The organism is Pseudomonas sp. B1(2018) (assembly GCF_003097365.1).
GTDB classification, from domain to species: Bacteria; Pseudomonadota; Gammaproteobacteria; order Pseudomonadales; family Pseudomonadaceae; genus Aquipseudomonas; species Aquipseudomonas laurylsulfatiphila.
In genome coordinates, this window is sequence record NZ_PYUK01000013.1 from 120,260 (window position 1) to 142,975 (window position 22,716).

General features: G+C 61.0%; 14 protein-coding genes. 5 read left to right on the plus strand and 9 right to left on the minus strand.

The features are described from left to right. Window positions 1-4: 4 nt before the first annotated feature. The 5 genes from C9422_RS20630 to C9422_RS20650 are packed head-to-tail and all read right to left on the minus strand — an operon-like array spanning window position 5 to window position 8,355. Window positions 5-1,411, minus strand: coding sequence for an ATP-binding protein (locus tag C9422_RS20630; RefSeq protein WP_116581948.1), 1,407 nt, complete (start codon window positions 1,409-1,411; stop codon window positions 5-7). Then, on the minus strand, window positions 1,408-3,222 hold the full coding sequence (locus C9422_RS20635) for a DAHL domain-containing protein (protein WP_116581949.1): 1,815 nt from the start codon (window positions 3,220-3,222) through the stop codon (window positions 1,408-1,410). The genes C9422_RS20630 and C9422_RS20635 overlap by 4 nt, the downstream gene beginning before the upstream one ends. After that, a complete protein-coding gene (locus tag C9422_RS20640; RefSeq protein WP_116581994.1) occupies window positions 3,219-4,172 on the minus strand; it encodes a cytochrome-c peroxidase in 954 nt (317 codons plus the stop codon). The genes C9422_RS20635 and C9422_RS20640 overlap by 4 nt, the downstream gene beginning before the upstream one ends. A gap of 47 nt (window positions 4,173-4,219) precedes the next feature. After that, window positions 4,220-6,094, minus strand: coding sequence for a bifunctional diguanylate cyclase/phosphodiesterase (locus tag C9422_RS20645; RefSeq protein ID WP_116581950.1), 1,875 nt, complete (start codon window positions 6,092-6,094; stop codon window positions 4,220-4,222). Beyond that, window positions 6,091-8,355 (minus strand): EAL domain-containing protein, encoded by a 2,265-nt coding sequence (locus C9422_RS20650; protein WP_116581951.1) that lies wholly within the window; start codon window positions 8,353-8,355, stop codon window positions 6,091-6,093. The genes C9422_RS20645 and C9422_RS20650 overlap by 4 nt, the downstream gene beginning before the upstream one ends. 256 nt (window positions 8,356-8,611) lie before the next feature. Here C9422_RS20650 and C9422_RS20655 point away from each other — a divergent pair, with 256 nt between their 5' ends. Genes C9422_RS20655 through C9422_RS20670 form a run of 4 tightly spaced genes read left to right on the plus strand, consistent with a single transcriptional unit; the run spans window position 8,612 to window position 11,624 of the window. Continuing rightward, complete coding sequence (locus C9422_RS20655) at window positions 8,612-9,970, plus strand: HD domain-containing phosphohydrolase (protein ID WP_116581952.1); 1,359 nt, start codon at window positions 8,612-8,614, stop codon at window positions 9,968-9,970. Window positions 9,971-10,027: 57 nt separating this feature from the next. After that, window positions 10,028-10,462: an NUDIX domain-containing protein gene (locus C9422_RS20660; RefSeq protein ID WP_116581953.1), complete on the plus strand. Its 435-nt coding sequence runs from the start codon at window positions 10,028-10,030 to the stop codon at window positions 10,460-10,462. Window positions 10,463-10,485: 23 nt separating this feature from the next. Next, entirely contained in the window at window positions 10,486-11,124 is a 639-nt protein-coding gene (locus tag C9422_RS20665) for a LysE family translocator (protein ID WP_116581954.1), read from the plus strand. A 2-nt stretch (window positions 11,125-11,126) separates the two neighbouring features. Beyond that, on the plus strand, window positions 11,127-11,624 hold the full coding sequence (locus C9422_RS20670) for a GNAT family N-acetyltransferase (protein ID WP_116581955.1): 498 nt from the start codon (window positions 11,127-11,129) through the stop codon (window positions 11,622-11,624). Window positions 11,625-11,742: 118 nt separating this feature from the next. Here C9422_RS20670 and metR read toward each other — a convergent pair whose 3' ends face one another. Both metR and C9422_RS20685 read right to left on the minus strand, forming a co-directional pair. Then, window positions 11,743-12,660 carry a transcriptional regulator MetR gene (gene metR, locus C9422_RS20680; protein WP_008000240.1) on the minus strand — a complete coding sequence of 306 codons (918 nt, stop codon included), beginning with the start codon at window positions 12,658-12,660 and terminating at the stop codon, window positions 11,743-11,745. 108 nt (window positions 12,661-12,768) lie between these two features. Then, the gene (locus C9422_RS20685) at window positions 12,769-18,003 is read right to left on the minus strand and encodes a dermonecrotic toxin domain-containing protein (protein ID WP_116581956.1); all 5,235 of its coding nucleotides are present in this window, start codon (window positions 18,001-18,003) and stop codon (window positions 12,769-12,771) included. 218 nt (window positions 18,004-18,221) lie between these two features. Here C9422_RS20685 and C9422_RS20690 point away from each other — a divergent pair, with 218 nt between their 5' ends. Continuing rightward, window positions 18,222-19,256, plus strand: a complete 1,035-nt coding sequence (locus tag C9422_RS20690) for an alpha/beta fold hydrolase (protein ID WP_116581957.1) — start codon at window positions 18,222-18,224, stop codon at window positions 19,254-19,256. Window positions 19,257-19,366: 110 nt separating this feature from the next. Here the strand turns inward: C9422_RS20690 and C9422_RS20700 are convergent, their stop codons facing one another. Both C9422_RS20700 and C9422_RS20705 read right to left on the minus strand, forming a co-directional pair. Continuing rightward, on the minus strand, window positions 19,367-20,695 hold the full coding sequence (locus tag C9422_RS20700; protein WP_007975084.1) for a sigma-54 dependent transcriptional regulator: 1,329 nt from the start codon (window positions 20,693-20,695) through the stop codon (window positions 19,367-19,369). Next, entirely contained in the window at window positions 20,692-22,593 is a 1,902-nt protein-coding gene (locus C9422_RS20705; RefSeq protein WP_116581958.1) for a sensor histidine kinase, read from the minus strand. Before C9422_RS20705 ends, C9422_RS20700 begins: the two co-directional genes overlap by 4 nt. Window positions 22,594-22,716: the final 123 nt, after the last annotated feature.

Below are 22,716 nucleotides of genomic sequence, written 5' to 3' on the forward strand. Positions count from 1 at the left end.
ACCGTCAGGTTGCCGCTCGGGTCTGGCGCAGCGGCAGTTGTACGCGGAACGTCGTTCCGCTCCCCAACTCGCTGCTCACCGAAATGTCACCACCGTGTTTTTTCACAATGCCATAGGACAGGGACAGGCCCAGCCCTGTCCCTTGGCCCACCGGTTTAGTGGTGAAGAACGGATCGAAGATTTTTTGCAGGGTGTCGGGCGCGATGCCTGATCCTGTATCGGCGATTTCGATCCATGCCGTCTCGCCCTGTGTCCCTGTGCGAAGGGTGATGGTGCCGCGTTCGGGGCCCATGGCCTGCGCGGCGTTGACCACGAGGTTCATGATGACCTGGTTGATTTGCGATGGCAGGCATTCGATTTCCGGCAGTACCTGATAGTCCTTGACTACATCGGCCTTGTACTTGAGTTCGCTGGCGACGATGTTCAGTGTCGACTCGATGCCCTGTTGCAGATTGGCCCATTGCCATTCCTGATTGTTGTCGATCCGGGAGAAGTCTTTCAGGTCCCTGACGATCTGCCCGACCCGGTTGATTCCCTCCTTCGATTCCTTGATCAACAGCGGCACGTCCTCGCGCAGGTATTCAAGTTCGATCTGCTCGCGCATATGCTCCAGTTGCAACGCTGTCTGGCTGCCCGCCAGGACCTGTTCCGCACTGTAATAGGCGTCGAGCATGGTCAGCAATTTCTGAAAGTATCCGTCCAGGGTGCCAAGGTTGGAGGAGATGAACCCGATGGGATTGTTGATCTCATGCGCGACACCGGCCGCCAGTTGGCCCAGCGAAGCGAGCTTTTCCGATTGCACCAATTGGCCTTCCAGTTGCTTGCGCTCGTCGATTTCCCGCCGCAAGGCCTCGCTGGCCTGCTTGAACTGGGTTGTGCGCTGATCCACCAGGTGTTCCAGGTGATGCATCTGCAGCGAGGCCCGTTCAGTCATTTCCCATTTGGTCAGCAGGGTGTTGGCCATTTGCTGGACTTCGATGTTGTCGAAGGGTTTTTTCAAGATCAGCAGCCGGTCATGGGCATTCAGGCGATTGAGCAGGTCGTCCCAGGAGTAATCGGAGTATGCGGTACAGACCACCACCTGCAATTGCGGATCCTGCTGCCACAGGTGCTCGATGGTTTTCGCCCCGTCCCAGCCGTCGGGCATACGCATGTCGACAAACGCCAGCGCGTAGGGGCGTTGTTCCTGCAGTGCCCGGTTGAGTTTACCCAGGCCTTCTTCGCCACCATAGGCCGAATCCAGTTCGAACATCGGGCGCTTGGTTTTGGCCTGTTCGCCAAACAGTGCCGCCTCCATTTCGTCGAGTTCTGCCGAGTGAGCCTGGGGCGGGACGAGGATCTTGCGAAAGTCGTCGTGGATCGACGGCATGTCGTCGATCAACAGGATGCGGCGGTTCGAGAGCTCACTCATGCGTTCTCCGTTACGGCGATCAGCGGTATCTGCAAGGTAAACAACGCGCCCAGGCCCGGGCCGTCACTGTGGGCGGTGAGGTGTCCGTTCATCTCGATGGCTGCCAGCGCGCAGCTGTGCAGGCCGAAACCATGACCTTCCTTGCGGGTGGTGAAGCCGTGGGCAAAGATCCGCGTCATGTTTTCCGGGGCGATACCTTCGCCATCATCCCTGACGCTGATTTCCAGGAAAGCGTTGTCGACGACTCGCACACCGAGGGTCATTTCCCTTGACCTGTTGTCGAGATCGGACATGGCGTACTTGGCATTGCTGATCAGGTTGATCAGGATCAGCAACAAGCGGTGCTTGTCCCCCATCACCTGAGGCACCTCGCTGTATTCCCTGATTACCGTGACGTGATGCCGGGTCAGCGCCCCGGCATTCATGCGCAGGGCGTCTTCGAGCAGTTCGCTGATGTACAGCGGTTCGGTCATGCTGTTGGCCCCGGCATAGGATTGCTGGGTGGCAACGATGTCCTTGATGTGGTCGACGCTCTTGCTCATCAGCCCCAGTTCGTCGGCCATCTCCTGCTGTTCCTGGGCGATGGCGCCGACCAGTTGATTGAGATAACCGGGCAGTAGCTTGCCCTTGTCGTCCTCGGTCAGGAAATGGCCAAGGTCGTCCAGATGCCCGTTTATCAGTTGCATTGCCTTGCCCAGTCCGAGGGTCTTGCTGTTGCGAAGCTTTCGCGCAATCAGGTCGGCAGAGATATTCACGCTATTGAGCACGTTGCCGACGTTGTGCAGCACGTTGGTCGCAATCTCGGCCATGCCGGCCTGGCGCGCGCTGTCGAGCAGTTCGCTCTGGGCATTCCTGAGCTCGCGGGTACGTTCCTCAACCCGCTGTTCGAGCACGTCGTTGGCGGTTTGCAGAGCGTTGTTGACCCGGTTGATCTCGGCGAAGCTGCGGATCAGGCGAAATGCCAGCCACATCAGCAGCAACACCAGCAGGCCGGAAAACACCAGCAGGTAGAAATGGTATTTATTGCCGATTTTCTCGACCCGTTGCTGATCCTGGTTGAGCATGTTGGTGATGTCGTCCAGACGATCCGCCACGGGAATCGCTTCGATGTCTTCGAGCATACCGTTGACAAGCGGCTGCTCGCGCAAGATCAGGGCGACGTGTTTGCTGAGGATCCCGATCGGGGCATGAAATTCCCCAGGCAAGCGTTGCATGTTCACCGCCAGTTTGCTCAGCCCCAGTTGAATGTCGGCGGCTTTTTCGGCGGAGGTGACCTGGGCGAACTCCAGGGCACTGAGCAACAGGTCATAGGTATCGGTGGCGATGTTTTGCACCTGCAGCTTGTCGAGGTCAGGCAGGTCGGACAGTTGCGCCTGGATGTCGTCCTCGGCAGTGGGCAGGAAGGCCAGCGAGTTGCGCAACAAGGCGTTGTGCGACTTGAACTGCTCTACCAGGCGGGTCTTTTCCTGCATCGCCTGCAGAAAAGCCTTGTGTGCATCGTTCCATTGCCGTGATTCATGGCGCCCATGACCTGACTGCATGGTGTCGAAGCGCTCCCATAGCCGGTTCATCTCGGTCATTGGCGAAACCAGAGGGTCGTAGTTATACGAAATCGCTACCCGGGACTTGAGGATCTCGTTTTCCCATTGGGCGTCCTGCTGTTTCATCAGACGGATCAGATCCCGGGATTCCGAATAGGTCGCGGTCTTTTCCGAGTTGGAATTGAAGTATAGAAATATCAGGATCGAGGCGAGGAGCACGGCAACGAGCCCAAGCAACAGCAGGCTGACGCGGCGTGAAAGCTTTATCATGGCTTGCCCTTCCATTCGCCGGTCAGGGTCTTGAGAAACTGCACAATCAGCGCTTTGTCCTCAGCGCTCGGCATGCGCCCCAACTGATACTGGAACATCACGTCCACGGCTCTTTCGAGGGTGGGCGCCGAGCCGTCGTGAAAGTAGGGGGCGGTCAGCTCGACATTGCGCAGGCTTGGGACCTTGAACACCGAGCGGTCCGCTTCGTCACCGGTAATGTTGAACCGTCCCTGGTCGGTGACGGTGGGGTTGCCGCGATCGGCGATGTAATCACCGAACACCCCGAATTTCTGGAACATGTTGCCACCAATGTTCGCGCCCTGATGGCAGGCGATGCAGCCGTAATCCTTGAAGCGCTGATAGCCGTATTTCTCCTCGAGGCTCAGGATGTCCGTATCGCCCAGCAGGTATTGGTCGAAACGGGATCCGGGGGTCAGCAAAGTACGCTCGTAGCTGGCCAGGGCGCTCTGTATGTTGGCTTTGGTCACTGCATTCGGGTACGCCGCGCTGAAGCCTGCGCGGTAGTCTGCATCTTCGGTAATCCGCTGGACGATGGTGTTCCAGTCACTGCCCATTTCGTGGGGACTGGTAATGACGACGTTGCTTTGCGCCTCGAGCGTTTCGACGCGGCCGTCCCAGAATTGGCGGAAGTTGAGGCTGGCGTTTAACACCGTCGGTGTGTTGATCGATACCGGTTGTCCATCGAAGCCGAGGGAAAATGCGCGGGTATCGGCTCCGTTCTTCTGCAGTTGATGACAACTGGCGCATGACAGGGTGTTGTTGATCGACAGGCGCGGGTCACTGAAGAGTTTGCGACCGAGTTCAACCTGGCCGGGGTGCTGTTTCGGTAACTCGGGCAAAGGTTTGAGCGGTTCGTCCAGCGGCGCGGCACCCGCAACGGCACAGAGTGCATAAAGCAGGAACGCAGGCGCGTAATACACAAGAGGCATTGGCAATGGTCTGCCGAGCTTGCCGCCGGACCGACGTTTCTGGCTGTTCATGAGTCTTCTCGCTGTTCTGGCAGGCCGGTGGCCAGCAGTCGTGCAAAATCATCTGCCGGCAAGGCTTTGCTGAAGTAGTAACCCTGACCTTCCTCACATCGATGCGCCTTGAGAAATGCCAGTTGCTGCCCGGTCTCGACGCCCTCGGCGATGACACTCAGGTCGAGGCTCTTGCCCAGTCTGATAATCGCGCCGACCAAGGCTGCGTGGTTGTTGTCATTACTCAGGCCACGAATGAACGACTGATCGATTTTCAGCACATCGATGGGGAACCGGCGCAGATAGCTCAAGCTGGAATAGCCGGTTCCGAAGTCATCGATGGCCAGCCGCACCCCCCGCATCTTCAGCCGGTTCAACGCGATCATGGTCGCGTCGACGTTTTGCATCAGTACACCTTCAGTGATTTCCAACTCCAGCAGGCTTGGGGGCATTCCCGTGCGTTCGAGCACCTGTTCGATACCATCGACGAAATCACGCTGGCGAAAGTCGAGGGGCGATGTATTGACCGACATGCGGATCGCCGGGAGTCCGGCCGCTTGCCAGAGTCGTGCCTGGCGACAGGCCTCGGTCAATACCCACTTGCTCAGTGGCACGATCAGGCCGCTGTCTTCGGCCACGGGGATGAACTCGGAAGGATAGACCAGGCCATGCCCGGGTTTTTGCCAGCGCACCAGCGCCTCGGCACCAACCACCCGGCTGCTGTCCAGGTCGATTTTCGGCTGATAGTGCAGGACCAATTCGTGCCGTTGCAGGGCCTGACGAATCCCCGACTCGATGGTGTGCTGTTCCCGGGCGCGCTGGTTCATGGCTTCGATGAAAAAACCGATGTCGTTCGGGCCGCTTTCCTTGATGTTGCGCATGGCGGTTTCGGCTTTTTTTATCAGGTCGATGGCATCGAGTCCGTCATCGGGGTAAACGCTGATGCCCAGGCTCGCGGTGACGCTGACGTCATGGCCGGCGATTATTTGCGGGGTGCGGATGGCGCTCAGCAACTTTTCGGCGATACCACGGGTTTGCAGAGGGTGTTTGATATCGCTGAGGATCACCACGAATTCGTCGGAGCCATAGCGAAAGACCGAGTCGGACTCCCGCACGCACTTGAGCAGTTGTTGCCCGACCTGTTTGAGCATTTCGTCCCCGGCTGGGTGGCCCAGTGCGTTGTTGATGCGCTTGAATCGATCCAGACCGAGAAACATCACCACCAGATGCTTGGCATGGCGTCGGGAAACGGCCAGCGACTGGTTCAGGCGATCACCCAGCAAAGTGCTGTTGGGCAGCCCTGTGAGGGCGTCGTACTGCAACAGTTGCGACACCTTGAGCAGTTCGTGTACCCGTGCCTCGATGGTTTGTTCAAGGCTCAACAACTTCAGCGCCGCGTCCTGTGCCAGTTGCCATTTCCAGGTCAGGGCGTTGGCCATCTGGCGGATTTCCAGGGTGTCGAAAGGTTTTTTCAGAATCAGCAACTGATCACCGAACTCCAATCGTTCGGCCATGGCCTCCCAGCTGTAGTCGGTATAGGCGGTGCACAAGGCAATTTGCAGGTTCGGGTCGGCATTCCACAGGTGTTCAATGGTTTCCAGGCCATCCCAGCCGGGCGGCATACGCATGTCGATAAACGCCAGGGCATAGGGGCGGCCATCGGCCAGTGCGCACTCGACCAATTCCAGGGCTTCCTTGCCCTGATAGGCGGAGTCGAGCTGGAAGGTGAGGCGCGGTGAACGCCGAGTCCCGAACAGTGAGTGTTCGAGACTGTTCAGAACCGCCTCGCCGCCGGTGTCCGGGGTGAGGATTTTGCGAAAGTCATCATGGATCGCCGGCGTATCGTCGATGATGAGAATCCGTCGGTTGGTCTGGGGGAAAAGTGTTGTCATCCCTCATCCTCCAGGGAGGACAGGGGAGCCATGTTCCCGTCCTTGAGCAACCTGGTCGCTTGTTCAGGGCTCACGGCCTCGCTGAAGTAGAGGCCTTGCGCATTTGGCAGGGGGGCGGTTGCCGCTGGCGTGTGAGGCTGATCCGACGGCTGGAGGCCTTCGGTGATGATGCCGATGCCAAGATCCCGGGCGAAGTTGACGATTGCCCGAAGTGTGTTGGCGCCAGCTGCATCCTGGGTCGCGCCGTCGATAAAGGATTGGTTGAGCTTCAGGTGATTGACCCGGTAGGTTCTCAGGTAATCGAATGATGAGTACTCGGTGCCGAAATCATCGATGGCGATTTTTACCCCCAACTCCCGCAGGCGTGGCAGTACATCGTTTTGGGTCCACTTGGTTTGCGCCAGGGTCGCTTCGGTCACGTCGAAACGCAGGTCCCAGGGCGCGAGTTCCCAGCGCGCGGTGGAGCGCAGCACGTCGTAGATGAGCTCGGGACCACTCTTGAGTTGCGCCAGGGACAATTTGATCGCCATTACCGGTGGCGCCATTCCCTCGTTACGCCACAGGTGCATCTGCCGGCAGGCCTGATCCAGCACCCAGCGCCCGAGAGGGATGATGGCGCCGGTCTTTTCCGCGACGGGGACGAAGGCTGAGGCCGGCAGCACGCCGCGTCGGGGGTGGCACCAGCGCACTTGCGCTGCCATGCCCAGGATCCTGTCGCTGTGCATATCCACTTCCGGTACGTAATGCAGCGCCAGTTCATCGTTTTCGATGGCCGTCATCAAGTCATTGGCGATGGTTATGCGCTCGGCCACCTCCTGAGTGATCTCCTGCGAGTGGAAGTGATACTGATTGCGGCCCATTTCCTTGGCGCGGTACAGCGCCATGTCGGCCTGACTCAGCAGGCTGTCGGCGTCGAGACAGGCGACGCTGTAGCTACTGATACCGATGCTGACCGAAAGCCGCAGGGCATTGCCGGCGAGGTTATACGGCGTCAGCAGCGAATCGCGGATATTGGCCGCCATGGCGGCGGACTGGGTCGGGTCGCTGACGTCCAGTTGCAGGATCGCGAACTCGTCCCCGCCCAGACGTGCCGCCACATCGTTTTCCCGCACGCCGGATTTGATTCGCCGGGCTACTTCCTGCAACAGCAGGTCACCCACCGGGTGGCCGAGGGTGTCGTTGATCCGCTTGAAGTGATCCAGGTCCAGATAAAATACCGCGAATGCCGCTGCGCCTCGACGTGCGGCAGCAAAGGCCTGATGCAGACGTTCGATCAGGGTGGCGCGATTGGCCAGTCCGGTGAGCCCGTCCGTGCGGGCGAGCAGGGCCATTTTTTCTTCTGCCAGCCGACGCTCGGTAATGTCGAGAATGATCCCCTCGACTTCCAGCAGGCGACCGTCATGGTCGCGTACGGGAATGTAGCGGTTCTCCACCCAGCGCCATGCACCCTGGCCGGTGCGCAGGCGAAACTCGATCGAGGCGCCCAGCGCATGCCGGTCCAGCACCCGGGCCATGGCCGTATCGACACTGGCCTGATCTTCCGGGTGGATCAGTTGTTGGGACCAGTTGGCCGAACTCAGCAAGTCGGCAGCAATGTGACCGTAACGTGTGATGTTATGGGAAATGTACATCAGCGGAAACGACGGCTCGCCACGCAACCGGTAAAGGATGGTCGGGCTGTTCTGCACGATGATGTTGGCGTCGGACAATTCCCGGGTACGTTCCTGAACCGCTTGTTCCAGCAGGTTCATCTGGAGCGCGGCGTCTTCGGTCATCTGCCATTTGACCGTTAGGGCGCTGGCCATCTGGCGTATTTCGATCGCATCGAAGGGCTTCTTCAGAATCAACAGGCGGTCGTTCAGCGCCAGTCGCTGGTCGATGTCCTCCCAGGAGTAGTCTGAGTAGGCGGTGCACAGCGCCACCTGCAGTTTGGGATCGATCTGCCACAACCGTTCGATGGTTTCCAGGCCATCCCAGCCTGGCGGCATTCGCATGTCGATGAATGCCATGGCGTAGGGGTGATCGCTCGCCAGGGCGGCTTCGAGTTTGTCCAGGGCTTCGCGACCCTGGAACGCCGAGTCCAGCTCAAAGTGTTGAGCCTGCGCGGTGGACTGGGTGCCGAACAGGAGGCTTTCGGTTTGTCCCAGGCTGTCATCTTCGACAATGGCCGGGCTGAGTATCTTGGCGAAATCGGCATGAATCGACGCGGTGTCGTCGACAATGAGTACACGGCGATTGATGCGCCTCTGCCTGGTGTTCATGGCGCGGTATACGCAGGAATACACGCATTCATTATCGGGAGCATCCTTTTCCCTCGTCACATGCCTGCTCGCAGGCCAGTTGTACAGTCCATTGCGCTGAGCATAGTTGCCATTGGCCACTTTGCCCGTGGAACTCAAAAACAATAATTAGCGCGAGCGATGCGCAAAATCATCTAGCCTGTCATTCAAGCGTAGGCAGGAAGGACGGTAGTCCTACGCAGCCTGTCACAGTCAATGACTCGCTTGAGACCATGCCATGGAAGAGCAATCCGTACCGATATTGAACAATCGCCCCAAAATTTTGCTGGTCGATGATGAGGAGTCGATCCTCAACAGTCTGCGGCGCCTGTTGCGCGGCCAGCCTTACGAGGTGCTGCTGGCCACCAGTGGTGCCCAGGCGCTGGAAGTCATGGCGTTGCAGCCAGTGGATCTGGTGATGAGCGATGCACGCATGCCCAATATGGACGGCGCTACGTTGCTGGCCCACATCCGACAGGGCTATCCGGCGACCACGCGGATCATGCTCACCGGTTATGCCGACCCCTCGGCGATCATCAAAGCCATCAATGAGGGGCAGATCCACCACTACATCAGCAAACCCTGGAATGACGACGAAATGCTCCTGATCCTGCGCCAGGCCCTGGACCACCAGCATTCGGAGCGTGAGCGCCAGCGCCTGGAACAATTGACCCGGGTGCAGAACGACCAGCTCAAGTTGCTCAACAGCACACTGGAAAAACACGTCGCAGCCCGCACCGCCGAATTGCAGCAGACCGCCGACATGCTCGACCTGGCTTACGAGGAGCTCAAGCATAGTTATGTCACCGGCACTGAAGTGTTCTCGTTGCTGGCCAATCTGCGCCTGCCACCGGCCAAGCAGACCAATCGGCAGGTCATCGAACTGGTGCGCGGCTACTGCATGGAACACGGGCTGGACGAAGCTGCCAACCGCGACCTGACCATGGCGGCCGCTCTGTACAACATCGGCAAGCTGAGCTGGTCCGACAGCATGATGGTCACCCCTTCGGATCTGCTCAGGCACACTGAACGCGACCGCTATCGTGGTTATCCGAAGCAGAGCGAATCGCTGCTGATGTCCCTGGACCCGATGAGGGACGCGGCGCGGTTGATCCTGCACCATCAGGAACGCTGGGACGGCAGCGGTTTCCCCGACCGGCTCAAGGGCAACGCCATTCCGTTCGGATCGCGATTGCTGAAGCTGGCGGTCGACTTTGTCGAGTTGCAACGAGGATTGATTCTCGAACGACAGATGAACAGCGACGAAGCGCTGCTCTACCTGCGCCAGTATGCCGGACGGCTTTATGATCCTGACCTGCTCGAAGATTTCATTAAGGTATGCATCTCATTCCTGAGCGATATCACCCTGGCCGATCCGCAGGTCAAGGTCCTGACCACCCGGGAACTGACGGCCGGGATGATGCTGGCGCGCAATCTCAACGCCGATAACGGCATGCTCCTGCTCAATGCCGGCAAGGTGTTGAACGACCTGCTGGTGGAAAAACTGATCGCGTTCGAAGCCATGGAAGGCGGCAAGTACAGGATTTTCGTGAAGGTCCCGGAGGATACGCCGCAGCCACTTCAGGTCAAGGCATGACGGCGGACGGCCTGACATGGGATCCTTGTGGTTTCCATCAGGATCCATGGTTGACACATGACATCTGCATCCGCTGTTTCTCCGCGCATTATCCAGATCGCCGCCGCCCTGTTGATCGGCCCTGACGGCCGCACGCTGCTGGTGCGCAAGCGCGGTACCACGGCGTTCATGCAGCCGGGCGGCAAGATCGAGCCTCACGAGCTGCCGGTTCATGCGCTGGCCCGGGAGCTGGAAGAAGAGCTGGGTCTGGACATCGACCCGGCGCAGGCCGTTTACCTCGGTCACTTTTCGGCACCGGCGGCCAACGAACCGGGTTTTGTCGTGCACGCCGAGCTCTTTCAACTGAACATTGATTCGGATGTCACTCCGGCGGCGGAGATCGAAGAGGTGATCTGGATTGACCCGGTGACCGACGGCGGTGTCGTTCTGGCGCCATTGACACGGGACCTGATCCTGCCGTTTTATCGAGCATCGCTGACCGCGATCGCCTGATCATCACGCAAAGGACCTCGCCCATGATCCCGCTTCAAGACCTGCTGATTTTTGCCGCTGCCGCGTTGCTGATGGTACTGACGCCGGGGCCGAACATGATCTACCTGATCTCCCGTTCGATCTGCCAGGGGCGCAAGGCCGGGGTGATCTCCTTGCTCGGCGTGGTCGCGGGTTTTTTCGTGCACCTGTTTGCTGCGGCCGCCGGTTTGACCGCGGTGTTCCTGGCGGTGCCGATGGCCTATGAGGTGTTGAAGTGGGCCGGTGCGCTGTACCTGTTGTGGCTGGCCTGGCAGGCGGTCAAACCCGGTGCGCGCTCGCCGTTCGAGGCGCAGCAGTTGCCCCCGGATTCGTCGCGCAAGCTGATCACCATGGGTTTTTTGACCAGTGCCCTGAACCCGAAAATCGCCGTGTTCTATCTGTCGGTTTTTCCGCAGTTCATCACGCCGGAGCACGGTTCGGTGTTCAGCCAGAGCCTCATCCTCGGCCTGACCCAGATCAGCGTCAGTTTCTGCGTCAACCTGCTGATCGCCATGTTTGCCGCGGGGATCGCCTCGTGGTTCGTCAACAATCCGACCTGGCTGGCGATGCAGCGCTATTTCATGGGTTTCGTGTTGTCGGCACTGGCGCTGCGGCTGATGCTTGAGCAAAAACGGATGACCTGAGCATGTGGATCGAGCGACTGGATGCCAGCCATGCCCTGGACTATCGGGCACTGATGCTCGAAGCCTACGACCTGCACCCGCAGGCCTTCACCTCGAGTGTGCGCGAGCGGGCGGCGATGCCGCTGGGCTGGTGGGAGTCGCGCCTGACGAGCAAGCTGGATGTGGTGCTCGGGGCGTTCGAGGACGGCCGGTTGGCCGGCATTGTCGGCCTCGCCTTCGAGCCTCGGGAGAAGGCCCGGCACAAGGTGACGCTGTTTGGCATGTACGTGACCGCCGGGGTCCGCCAGCGTGGGCTCGGTTATGAACTGGTTCAGGCGGCACTGACCGAGGCGCAGCACCATGGAGGTTTGCGCCTGATCCAGTTGACCGTCACCGCCGGCAATGATGCCGCGTTCAACCTCTACCGGCGCTGCGGTTTCGTCCAGTTCGGCCTGGAACCGATGGCCGTGCGGGTGGGGGAGGATTACTTCGACAAGATCCACATGTGGCGCGAAATATAAGGGTCACCGGGATCCCTGTGGGAGCGGGCTTGCTCGCGAAAGCGGTGTGTCAGGCAACATCAATCTTGAATGTTATGCCGCTTTCGCGAGCAAGCCCGCTCCCACATTTGATCGCATTTCAGCGAACTGCACTAACGCCGTCGAGCGTTGAAAACGACGTGTCTTTGGCCGTCAGCAAGAAGTCGCGCATGTACGGTGCATCGAGCATGTCGGCGCGGATCGCCGCATACAGCGTGGCGAACAAACCCTTCTCACCCAGCCGCTTGCCTTTCACATAACCCCGCGAACTGTATTCATGCAGCGCCCAATGGGGCATGCCGCACACGCCACGACCGCTGGCCACCAGCTGCATCATCATTACCGTCAGTTCCGAGGTGCGGACCTGGGCCGGTTCGATGTCGGCGGGTTCCAGGAAGCGGGTGAAGATGTCCAGCCGGTCCCGTTCCACCGGGTAGGTGATCAGGGTTTCCGGGAGCAAGTCTTCGGGGACGATATAGGCCTTGCCGGCCAGGCGGTGCTGGTTGGCCACCGCGAGCATCGCTTCATAGGTGAACAGCGGTACATAGGTGATCCCGGCCAGATCCAGCGGATCGGAGGTCACCACCAGGTCCAGGTCGCCACGGGCCAGGGCCGGCAGCGGGGCGAAGGAAAAACCCGAGGCCAGGTCCAGCTCGACTTCCGGCCAGGCATCGCGGAACTGGTCGATGGTCGGCATCAGCCACTGGAAGCAACTGTGGCATTCGATGGCCATGTGCAGACGACCGGCGGTGCCCCCGGCCAGGCGGCTGATGTCGCGTTCGGCGGCGCGCAGCAATGGCAAGGTGGCGTCGGCCAATTGCAGCAGGCGCAAACCTGCGCTGGTGAAGCGCACCGGTTTGGTCTTGCGCACGAACAACGGCATGCCCATGCGCTCTTCCAGCTCCTTGAACTGGTGAGACAGGGCCGACTGGGTCAGGTGCAGGCGATCGGCCGCATCCACCAGGCTGTCGGCTTCGCGCAAGGCGTGCAGGGTCTTGAGGTGACGGATTTCAAGCACCGGAGGCTCCATGAGTAAAACTTGTAGATAAGCCGAAAAGATTGAGTTTGTCTCATGTTGATGTCGCTGTCCACGACGGGGCACATTGCGTGCCCCGTCGTTGTCATTTTACAGCGTGGAAAAGTGCTTGTTGCCCAGCGGTTTGCCGATGTCGCCGCGCCAGATCGCGTCGACCGTACCGCCACTGGCGGCCACGGCCTGCTGCCATTTCAGGCCGAGGTTGCGTTGTTCCGGCAGTTTCAGATGGCCTTTGACGAAATCACCGAATGCCGGCTGGGCCGAGGTGTAGTGGAAGTGCGCGTACCACAGGGTTTGCGCCGGTTCGCTGCGCAGGTCGCGCACCTCGTACTCCTGCAGGAAATCCCGTCGTCCGTCGGCGCGTTTGCCCAGGTCGCGCAAGCCACCTTCCTTGCGGATATCCACCCTCCGTTGTTCAACCAAATAGTCCAGATAGCCTTCGGTCGGGGTTTTGCTGCTCATGCTTTGATTGATGCGCAAGGTACGCCCCGTGCTCAACATCTCATCCGCGCGCTTGCGCAGTTGCAGCGCTACGGCATCGGTGGGCGACAAGCGTTCGATGGCCTTGGCACGCATGGTCAGCTCCGTGGCCTCGCTGCCCATCATGTGCTCAAGGTCGACCGGGAGCATGTCCTGCCGCGCATAGCCTTCGACTTTGCGGGTGTAGGCGTTTGCCGCCTCCAGCCTGTTCCTGGCTTCTGCCAGTAGCGGCCCGATATCGGTCGGCAGTTCCGGCTGCACGGAACCCGTTGGCTCGCTGAGGCGATATTTACCGCTGGAGCGCGGCAGCCAGGTTTCCGTGTGGCCATCGACCCCTTCGATGGTGATGCGCTTTTGTCGGGTGACGGCGTCGGTGCTGGCGATGCCGATCAGCAATTGGTTGTCCTCGGTCTCGAACAGTTGCTGTCCGGGCCGGCCTTCTTTGGGCACCACAGAAGGTCGCGTCTTGATGGCCCGGCGTGCAAAATCTTCAACCTTGTCCAGGTTGTCCAGAAACGCGGTGACCTGTTCCAGGTCCAGATGCTGCGGATAGCCGAGGGTCCAGGCGCCCAGCTGACGCCGGAACTCGGTATAGGTGGCCCGGCAGTCTTCGAGGACTTTACTGCGCTGGCTGACGCTGGCGCTCACCTGGGGTAGCTGATGTTGCGTCAGCAGCGCGCGGCCGACCTTGTTGCGGGCTGCTTTCAACTGCAATTGGAAGTACGTCCAGGACAGGTCGGTCACCGCGTCATAACGGGTGATGATTTCCAGGGTGTGCGCCGTTTTCAGGTAGTAGTGATTGGCCTCGCTGAGTTTCTCATTCACGTTCGTCATGGCCTTCGCAATCTCCTTTTTTTGCGTCGGGTTAGTGATGCGGCGGTTCCAGCGATTGGCTTCCTCGACCGTCGTATGCAGCTGATCGAAATCTTTGAGAAAGTTTTTGCGGATCTCCTTGCGTTGCGCCATGAACTGCAAGTGCGCGGCGGTATCGGTAATCGCTGTGGCATCTGACCGGGCGATCAGCTGATCGATACGATTGAGGTGTTCCACCAGCCGTTCCTTGGCCAGGCCGATCCGCCGCACCGAACGGTCGACGATGATCCAGGCGCAGCGACTTTGGATGCCTTCGATCTGCACGCGTTTGCGGCCATGGCTATACAGCATCAGCTCATCGAGATTCAGGTATTGGGCCTGGGCAAGGTCGATATCGTTCGCGCAGGCGACATCGGCACGGGAGCGAAGGGCTGGGCGCTGCTGGAGTTCGAGGCCGAAATAGTGCTCAAGCAGAGTGTTGCTGCTGCGGGTCTGGGTATCGAGCCGTAGCGTGTAGGCGTCGGCGGTATTGGTCAGGGTCAATTGCCGGCGCAAGGCGCGGTCGGTCCACCAGCGCGGCAGCCAACGGCGAATGGCGGCAGGCCAGAGTGGGTCAAGCCCGTCGGCCATGTGTCCGAGCACCGCGCCACCGCCCACGCCCCCCCCTTCGATCACGGTGCCGTACACGGCGTAGTGGGTGTTCCAGTGGCCTGACTCATCGAGGGCGACTGGCTGTTTGTAGGTCCGGCTGCTGGTGCCGCTCAAACGCCAACGGGGTGGTTCGCCTTCCAGCTCGATGCGATAGATTCGTCCCTGGCTGAGCATGAAGTCGCCGTCGGCGTGGCGATACACGTTGCGATAAATGCCTTCGCTGCCCGGTTGCAGGCCCGCGAGGGAAATCGGTTTTTCATATTCATAACCCTTGAAGCACTCCAGCGACCGCCGCGCCTGGGGTTGCGTCGATAGCTGCAGGGCTCGCGGACTTTTTCCCAGCGCCCGCCACTGACGACTGCGCGTGGCGACGCGGGCAGTAGCAGGGGTGGCAGTGGTGCCGGGGAGAATGTCCATGGCCGCGTCGATCAGTGACAACAGCACCGCCTCCACCTCGGCCAGGCCATGGCCGACTTCACCGCGCAGGAAGGCCGCCACCGCCAGGTTGGCGCTGTTCCAGGCGTCGTACAGGGCGATGGTCGTACCGACGAAGGGCAGCATGCCCACGGCCATTTTCAGGTAGTTGAACATTGCGCCGGACTTCAAGGCGACCTGCTCCAGGTACAACGCATCATTGGAGCGCGACGTCGCCCGATGGGCCTCCAGCAAACGGCCCATGTGTACATTCAGCAGATGCACCGCCAGGGAGGTGCTGGCTGGCCAGGGCGTACCGACGCCGATCAGCCCGTCGAAGTTTTTCAATAGGGCCTGGTTGATCCGACTGACGTGCTGGGCGACATCGCCCGTCAAGGCCCGGCCGGCCAGGTAGTTGACCATCGAGCTGCGCAGGCAATCGTTGAACAGTCGCATCCGTGCCTGTTCAAGGCTGTCGAACTGGCGCAGATAAACGCCGTCGGGGCTGTCGGGCAGATACAGCAGGGTCAGGCCGCTGACGTGCTCCACGATAAAGGTGACGCCGGTTAATGTGCTCGGTCCCTCGGCGTGGGTGTCCTTGCCGCCCACGGTCAGGTGCGCGGGCAGCAACTCGATGCGCTTGCCGTCGCTGGCAAAGGCTTCACGGCTGTTGGCGTCGATGGCGATTTCCAGCACTTGCCGGCCGTTGGCATCGATGTCCTTTGCCAGCTCGGCGAATTCGCCTTGCAGGCGAAGCATCAGGCGCCACGGCTCACTCAGGCATTCGCGCCGATATTCATTAGCGAACGTCGATGCCGTCGAGGTGCCGAGGAACGTCTCGCGGATCAGCCTTTCATATTGCCCGGCCAGATCCAGCTCGGTGACCAGCTTGCGCAGCCAGGACGTCGTGATGGCGCTGTTCAGCTTCTGCTGTTGTGCGGCGTCGGCACCGCTGACCTCGACCTGCATGAATGACAGTCGCCACCACATTTCCTGATCGATGTTGCCCAGCGCCAGCTCACCCAGGGACAGCTTGCTGCGCTGCTCGCTGGCGAACAGCACATTTTGCTGGGGGGTGCCCGGAGCTGCACCTTCAATGACTACTTTGCGCCAGCTGGTTGAGTCCGGAACGTCGAGTAGCACCTGCACCGCTTGAGTGAGGCCGAACTCCTCGCGCAGCCGGGCGTCGACAGCCTTGATGGCGAAGGCCTCCCGTGGCGGCAGTTCACGTTCGAGCCACGCGTGGGAGCGCTGCATCGCGGCGATCCAGGATTTGAGCAGTGTCTTGAGCCGGTCACGCCGCACGGCGGGCAGTTCGCGATGCCACGACGGCAATTGAGCGGCCAGCGCACTGCTCTGGTTTTGCTCGACGATGCGTGCGTACACCCAGCCCCGGGCGGCGGATGGGGGGACGGTCAGGCAGGCGAGGGTCTGCTCACGCAGTTTTTCCAGTTCGGCCGCACGCTGGATGGTACGAAGCGGAACTGGATTGGCTGCGATGATCCGGGCCGCTTGTTGTTCACAGCTGTGGAGCTGGATTTGCAAGGCGTATTTAAACGGCGAGCCGCTCAGCGGCCAAACGTGCACTGCCAGGGCAGGGTCGTTGACCGGGCGTTTGAACAACGATTGTTCCAGCAGCTGTCGAGAGGCAAACCGTTGCAGTCCACCGAAGCGTCCGGGCCAGTAGAGCAACAGGCTGTCGCTCGAATGGTCCAGCAGCGCCGAGGGTTTGGCAAACAGCAGAACGCCGTCCAGTTCTTCGGTTTGCGTGCGGCGGGTGTCGCCTTCGGTATCGGTTGCCGACAGTTCCAGCCGCGCGACCACCAGGTCGGCCGCTCGGGGCTGGTCGGGGGCATCCAGCACACTGATGAGCCATTGATGCTCTTCACTGTTGATCTGATTCAGGCTCAATTGCAGTTCGGCTTCGGCGCGCAAACCGTCCTGGCGTGCCTGGAGCAGGTCGGCGTAATGCGTCCCCGGTTGGTGGCGCAGTTCCAGCCATTTGAGGCCTTCGGCGCTGTCCAGCAGCGCCGTCGCGGCGGCGTTGCTGGCCTGCTCGGCAGCGTTGAGGCTCTCGAGTTGCTGGTGCAGGCGTTGCAGGCGTGGATCCTTGGCATCACCCGCAAAGTCATCGCCGAGCAGACGCTCCAGGGCTGTGCGTTGTTGTGCCAGCGCGCGGTGCCGCACACCCAAGGGAATATCGGGACTGAGCTGGCCGAACAGGGACGCGTTGTCGTCTGTCTCCACCCGTGGCAGGTCGGGTGGCGCGGCCAGCACGGCAGCATTGCCGGGCCGGTCCGCGGGGGCGATGGACAAGCGGGACAACAGGGCTTCGGCGCCGGTGTGCAGCACAGCCTTGTCGAGGACGGTGTAACCGACGCTGCCCTTGTCCATCGACAGTGGGGGCTGGTCGAACCGCTGTGGTTGATGCTCGGTCAACCAGCGCTCCAGTTCAATCCGGCTTTGAAAGGTCATCCAGACGGATGAGTGCGAAGGCAGGTACAACAGCTGAGCGACCGGTTGATCGGTATCCCGGGTGATGACCAGCGCGCCCGACAGTGGGGTAGACAGGCCGTTGTCATCGTTGAGATTCAACTGTTCGACGTACACCGGGTGCTGGTCCGGCGTTGGTGTTGGCGCTGGCGGGTCGATGAGCGCCAGTAACGTTTTGATCTGCCCGGCATCGAGTATGCCTTGGGCAAACGCCCATTGGCTCGACACCTCGAAATGCTGGCGATACAAGCGGACGGCTTGTTCCCGACGCGAGCGATCGGTGCCGAGCGCACGGGCGCTCCACCAGGCGGTGTCGAGCCGGGTTTGCGAGCTTTGCGCCATGAGGCTGAGCCACTGCTCGCAGCATTCTTCCCAGCGTGCCGAGGCGCTCAGGCTCAGGCCCTGGTCCGGGTTGGCGGGCAATGGGTAGATGAGGCCGAAATCGGCCGTAAGGGGGGTGGTTTCGTCAACCATGACGATGAGTCTCCAGAAGGCCGGGCCGTGCCGGCGGTGCGGGCATTAGGCGGCAGTCGACAGGAGGAGGGGCGGTACATAGTTATCGCCAAACCGGGTGTGACGCCGGATGACCGCCCGGCGCTCTTCATCAAACTGTCATGGAACTGTGGCAGCGCGCTTGAACAAACTTCATCAGACTCGCGCTCTACTGGGGTTCTGCGTTTTGGTGTTTTTCCATGGGTGCTGCATTCTTTTCACGAATCTTGTTTCTGGCCGCATTGTTGTTCGGCCTGCCGTCCCTGGCGGCCTCGCGTTGTGACGTCAATGTTCCGACCGAGCGGGTGGATCTGGCCCAGGTAAGCCTGGCGTACCAGAGCATCGGTCGTACGTCGGATCCGGCATTGCTGTTGGTGATGGGGCTGGGCGGGCAGTTGATCCACTGGCCGGACGAGGTGGTGGTCGCCCTGTGTCAGCAGGGGTTCCGGGTGATTCGCTATGACAATCGCGATGTCGGCCTGTCGACCTGGCGGCAAGCACCGGCCGAAGCCAACCTGACGTTCGAAGTGCTGCGCTACAAACTCGGATTGCCGGTGTCGTCGCCGTACTCGCTGACCGACATGGCCGACGATGGCCTGGGCTTGATGGATGCCTTGCACATCGATCAATTTCACGTGTTGGGCGCGAGCATGGGCGGGATGATCGCCCAGCACATGGCGGCCATGGCCCCGCAGCGGGTCGAGAGCCTGACCCTGATCATGACCAGCTCCGGGGCCGAAGGCTTGCCGGCCCCGAGTGCGGCGCTGGTGCAATTGCTGGCGCGACGTGGCGCACCGAACCGCGAGGTGGCCCTGGAGCAACAGGCCGACTTGCTGGCGGCGCTGGGCAGCCCGATGGTCACCGATGATCGTCAGGTGCTGCTGCATCAGGCGGCGCAGTCCTATGACCGGGCGTTCAATCCCGAGGGGGTAAAACGCCAGATCATGGCCATTCTCGCCGAGCCGAGCCGGGTCGCGCTGCTCAACCGGTTGCGGGTGCCGGCGCTGGTGGTGCATGGCACGGCCGACCCCTTGCTGCCGGTGATGCACGGGGTGCATCTGGCGGCGCATCTGCGGGGCAGTCAGTTGGTCTTGATTCCGGGCCTGGCCCATCGTTTCCAGGAGGCGTTCAAGGCGCCGTTGCTGGGGGCGGTGTTGCCGTACTTGCGCGAGCACCGTGAAGACACTTCGCACTGGGCGCAGATCGAGCCTGTGGCCGATCACAATCTCCTCTAACCCCCGATTCCCTGTAGGAGCTGCCGAAGGCTGCGATCTTTTGATTTTCAAGATCAAAAGATCGCAGCCTTCGGCAGCTCCTACAGGGGGGGGGGGCGATCAGGTTTGGCTCAATGGCTCAGGCCGTATTTTTTCACTTTGTCGAACAGCGTGGTCTTGGCCATGCCCAGTTCCTGGCTGGCCTGGGTCAGGTTGCCGCCGCTGCGTAGCAAGGCATCGCTGAGCAGATTGCGTTCGAAGGCTTCCACCGCTTCGGCAAACGCCAGGCCTTGATTGCTGCCGCCGGCACCGGTTTTCTTGAACGCCGGCAGGCCCAGGGCAAAGCGCTCGGCAACGTTGCGCAGCTCACGCACGTTGCCCGGCCAGTCGTGGCTCATCAGGTTTGAAACGGTCTGGTTGTCCAGCTCCGGTACCGCGCGGTCGAAGCGCAGGGACGATTGCTGCAGAAAGTGTTCGAACAGTTGCAGGATGTCCTCGCGGCGCTCGCGCAGCGGCGGCAGTTCCAGGGTCACCACGTTGAGGCGGTAATACAGGTCGCTGCGGAATTCGCCGGCCTTGCTCGACTCGACGAGGTCGGACTTGGTCGCCGCGATGACGCGGCAATCCACCGCCACGCTCTGGTTCGAACCGAGGCGTTCGAGGGTGCGTTCCTGCAATACCCGCAGCAGCTTGATCTGCAAGGGCAGGGGCATGCTTTCCACTTCGTCGAGGAACAGCGTGCCGCCGTCGGCGTGTTCGATCTTGCCGATCCGTCGTTTGCCCGCACCGGTAAAGGCGTTGGCTTCGTGGCCGAAGATTTCGCTTTCGAAGAGGTTCTCCGGCAGGCCGCCGCAGTTCAAGGCGACGAACTGCTTGGTGTGCCGCCGACTGAAATCATGCAGGCAGCGCGCGACCAGTTCCTTGCCGGTGCCGGTCTCGCCTTCGATCAGCACGTTGGCCGACGTATCGGCGACGTTGGCGATCAGTTCCCGCAGGTTCTGCATGGCCGGCGAGCGACCGATAATCCGCCCTTCGAGGGAGTCGCGCTCGGCCAGTTGCCGGCGCAGCGACGACACTTCCCGCGCCAGGCTGCGTTGCTCGAGGGCGCGGCGAGCCACGTCCACCAGGCGCTCCGGGGAGAACGGTTTTTCCATGAAGTCGTAGGCGCCTTTCTGCATCGCCCCGACGGCCATGGAGATGTCGCCGTGGCCGGTGATCAGCACCACCGGCAGGCTGCGGTCGCGCTCCTTGAGCCGGGTCAGCAACTCCAGGCCATCGATGCCCGGCAGGCGAATGTCGCTGACGACGATGCCGGCGAAGTTGTCGCCGACCCGTTCCAGGGCTTCTTCGGCGCTGCCCACCCCGATGCAGGGAATGTCTTCCAGGGTCAGCGCCTGCTGGCAGCCGAGCAGCACATGGGGGTCGTCTTCGACGATCAATACACTAAGGTCGTTGTTCATATTGGCTCGGCGGAAGTGGGGCTTACCAACGGTAAACTGAGGACGAATGCGGTACCACCGCTGGCCGGGTGCTCGACACCCAGGTGACCGCCGGTGGCGGCGGCCAGGCTGGCGGAAAGGGTCAGACCAAGGCCCAGGCCCTGTTCGCCGGGTTTGGTGGTGAAGAAGGGTTCGAACAGGTGCTTGCGCGCTTCGGCGTCGATGCCGTGGCCATTGTCACGTACGCGCAGCCGGTATTTGCCATCGAAGGTTTCGCCTTCGAGCCACAATTCCGGCAGCGGCTGCGCTTGCATCGCATCCAGGGCGTTGCCGATGAGGTTGACCAGAATCTGCTCCAGGCGGGTCTGGTCGATTTGCACCTGCACAGCGTCAAAATGGCGGTGCAATTGCAAAGGCGTATTTTCCACCCGCGCGCCGTGCAATTGCAGGGCCGCGTCCACCGCTTTGCCAAGGCAGGCCTGCCCCTTGTCGTCACCGCGGCGGGCGAACGAGCGCAGGCTGGCGGTGATGCGGCCCATGCGGTCGATCAGTTCATTGATGGTCTTGAGGTTGGTGCTGGCGACGTCGAGCTGGCCGCGTTCGAGGAAGCGCACGGTATTGCCGGACAAGGTGCGCAGCGCCGCCAGCGGCTGGTTCAGTTCGTGGGCGATGCTGGTGGACATCTGGCCGATGGCCGCGAGTTTTCCGGCCTGTACCAGTTCGTCCTGGGCGCGGCGCAAGGTCTCTTCGGCGTGCCGGCGTTCGCGGATCTGCCCCTTGAGCCGCTCGTTGCTGGCGCGCAGGTCGGTGGTGCGTTCGGTAATCCGACGCTCCAGCTGGTTGTTGGCTTCCTGCAAGGCTTCCCGGGCCGCGAGGCGGGTGGCGATCACCTTGCGCCGCTCGTTCCAGGCGATCAACAGGAAGGCGCAGAGGGCAAACGCCACGGCCACCAGAATCCCCTGGTTGATCGCTTCGCGGCGCAGGTCCTGGAGCGGCGTGAGCAGGGTGAAATTCCACGGCGTATCGCTCAAGGGCCGGGTTTGCGACAGGTAGCTGATGTTTTCATCGTCGGACACCAGTTCACTGTTGGCCGGGAACGTGAGTTTCTCCACGCCTTCGGATAGGGTTTCCCGGGCCACCGGCTGCAGTTCGTTGAGCGGGAACCAGTAGTACTGCAGGCTGCGGGCAAGTTTTTCCTTGGTGTCTTCGCTCAGCGGCACCACCGATTTCAAGCGTCGGGCCGGATCGCTGGAGAGAATGATGATGCCGTTCTCGTCGCTGACGAAGGCTTCCAGCCGCGCGCGCTGCCAGCGCTCTTCCATGGCTTCCAGGCGCACCTTGACCACCGCGACGCCGATGATCTTGCCGTGTTCTTCCAGGCCATGGGCCAGGTAGTAACCGGGTTCGCCGTTGGTGCTGCCGATGCCGTAGAAACGCCCCGGCTGACCGCGCACGGCGTTCTGGAAATAGGCGCGAAAGGACAGGTCTTCACCCAGGTAACTGTCGACATCGCGCCAGTTGCTGGTGGCCATGACGCGGCCGGTGGTGTCCATCACGTAGATGGCCCGACTGCGGCTGCGCCGGTTCAGGCCTTCGAGGTAATCGTTGACCGTTTGCCGGTGTTCCGGGGTCGGGTCGGCCAGCAACTGCGAAACACTGGTTTCGAGCTCAAGCAGGCTGGGCAGGTAAGTGTATTTGCTGATTTCGCTTTCGACGGCGCGGGCGTGCAGTTCCAGCTGACGCTGGCCGTTTTCGCTGAGGTTGCGAATGCCATAGTGCTCACTGATCCAGAAGCCGATGTAGCCCAGGCCGATCATCATGGCGATGATCAGTGGCGGCAGGAACAAATGACGAACCAGACGGGGTTTCACGGCGAGTGATGGCGACGCTGCGCGATAAATATTAGGGTCGCATTTCATCACAGATGCCTTGGGTCAACCACCACTACCGCCTTGACGCGTCCTTGTAGGAGCTGCCGCAGGCTGCGATCTTTTTGATCTTGATCTTTTGTGACCGGACGATCGCCAGAATCAAAAGCAAGA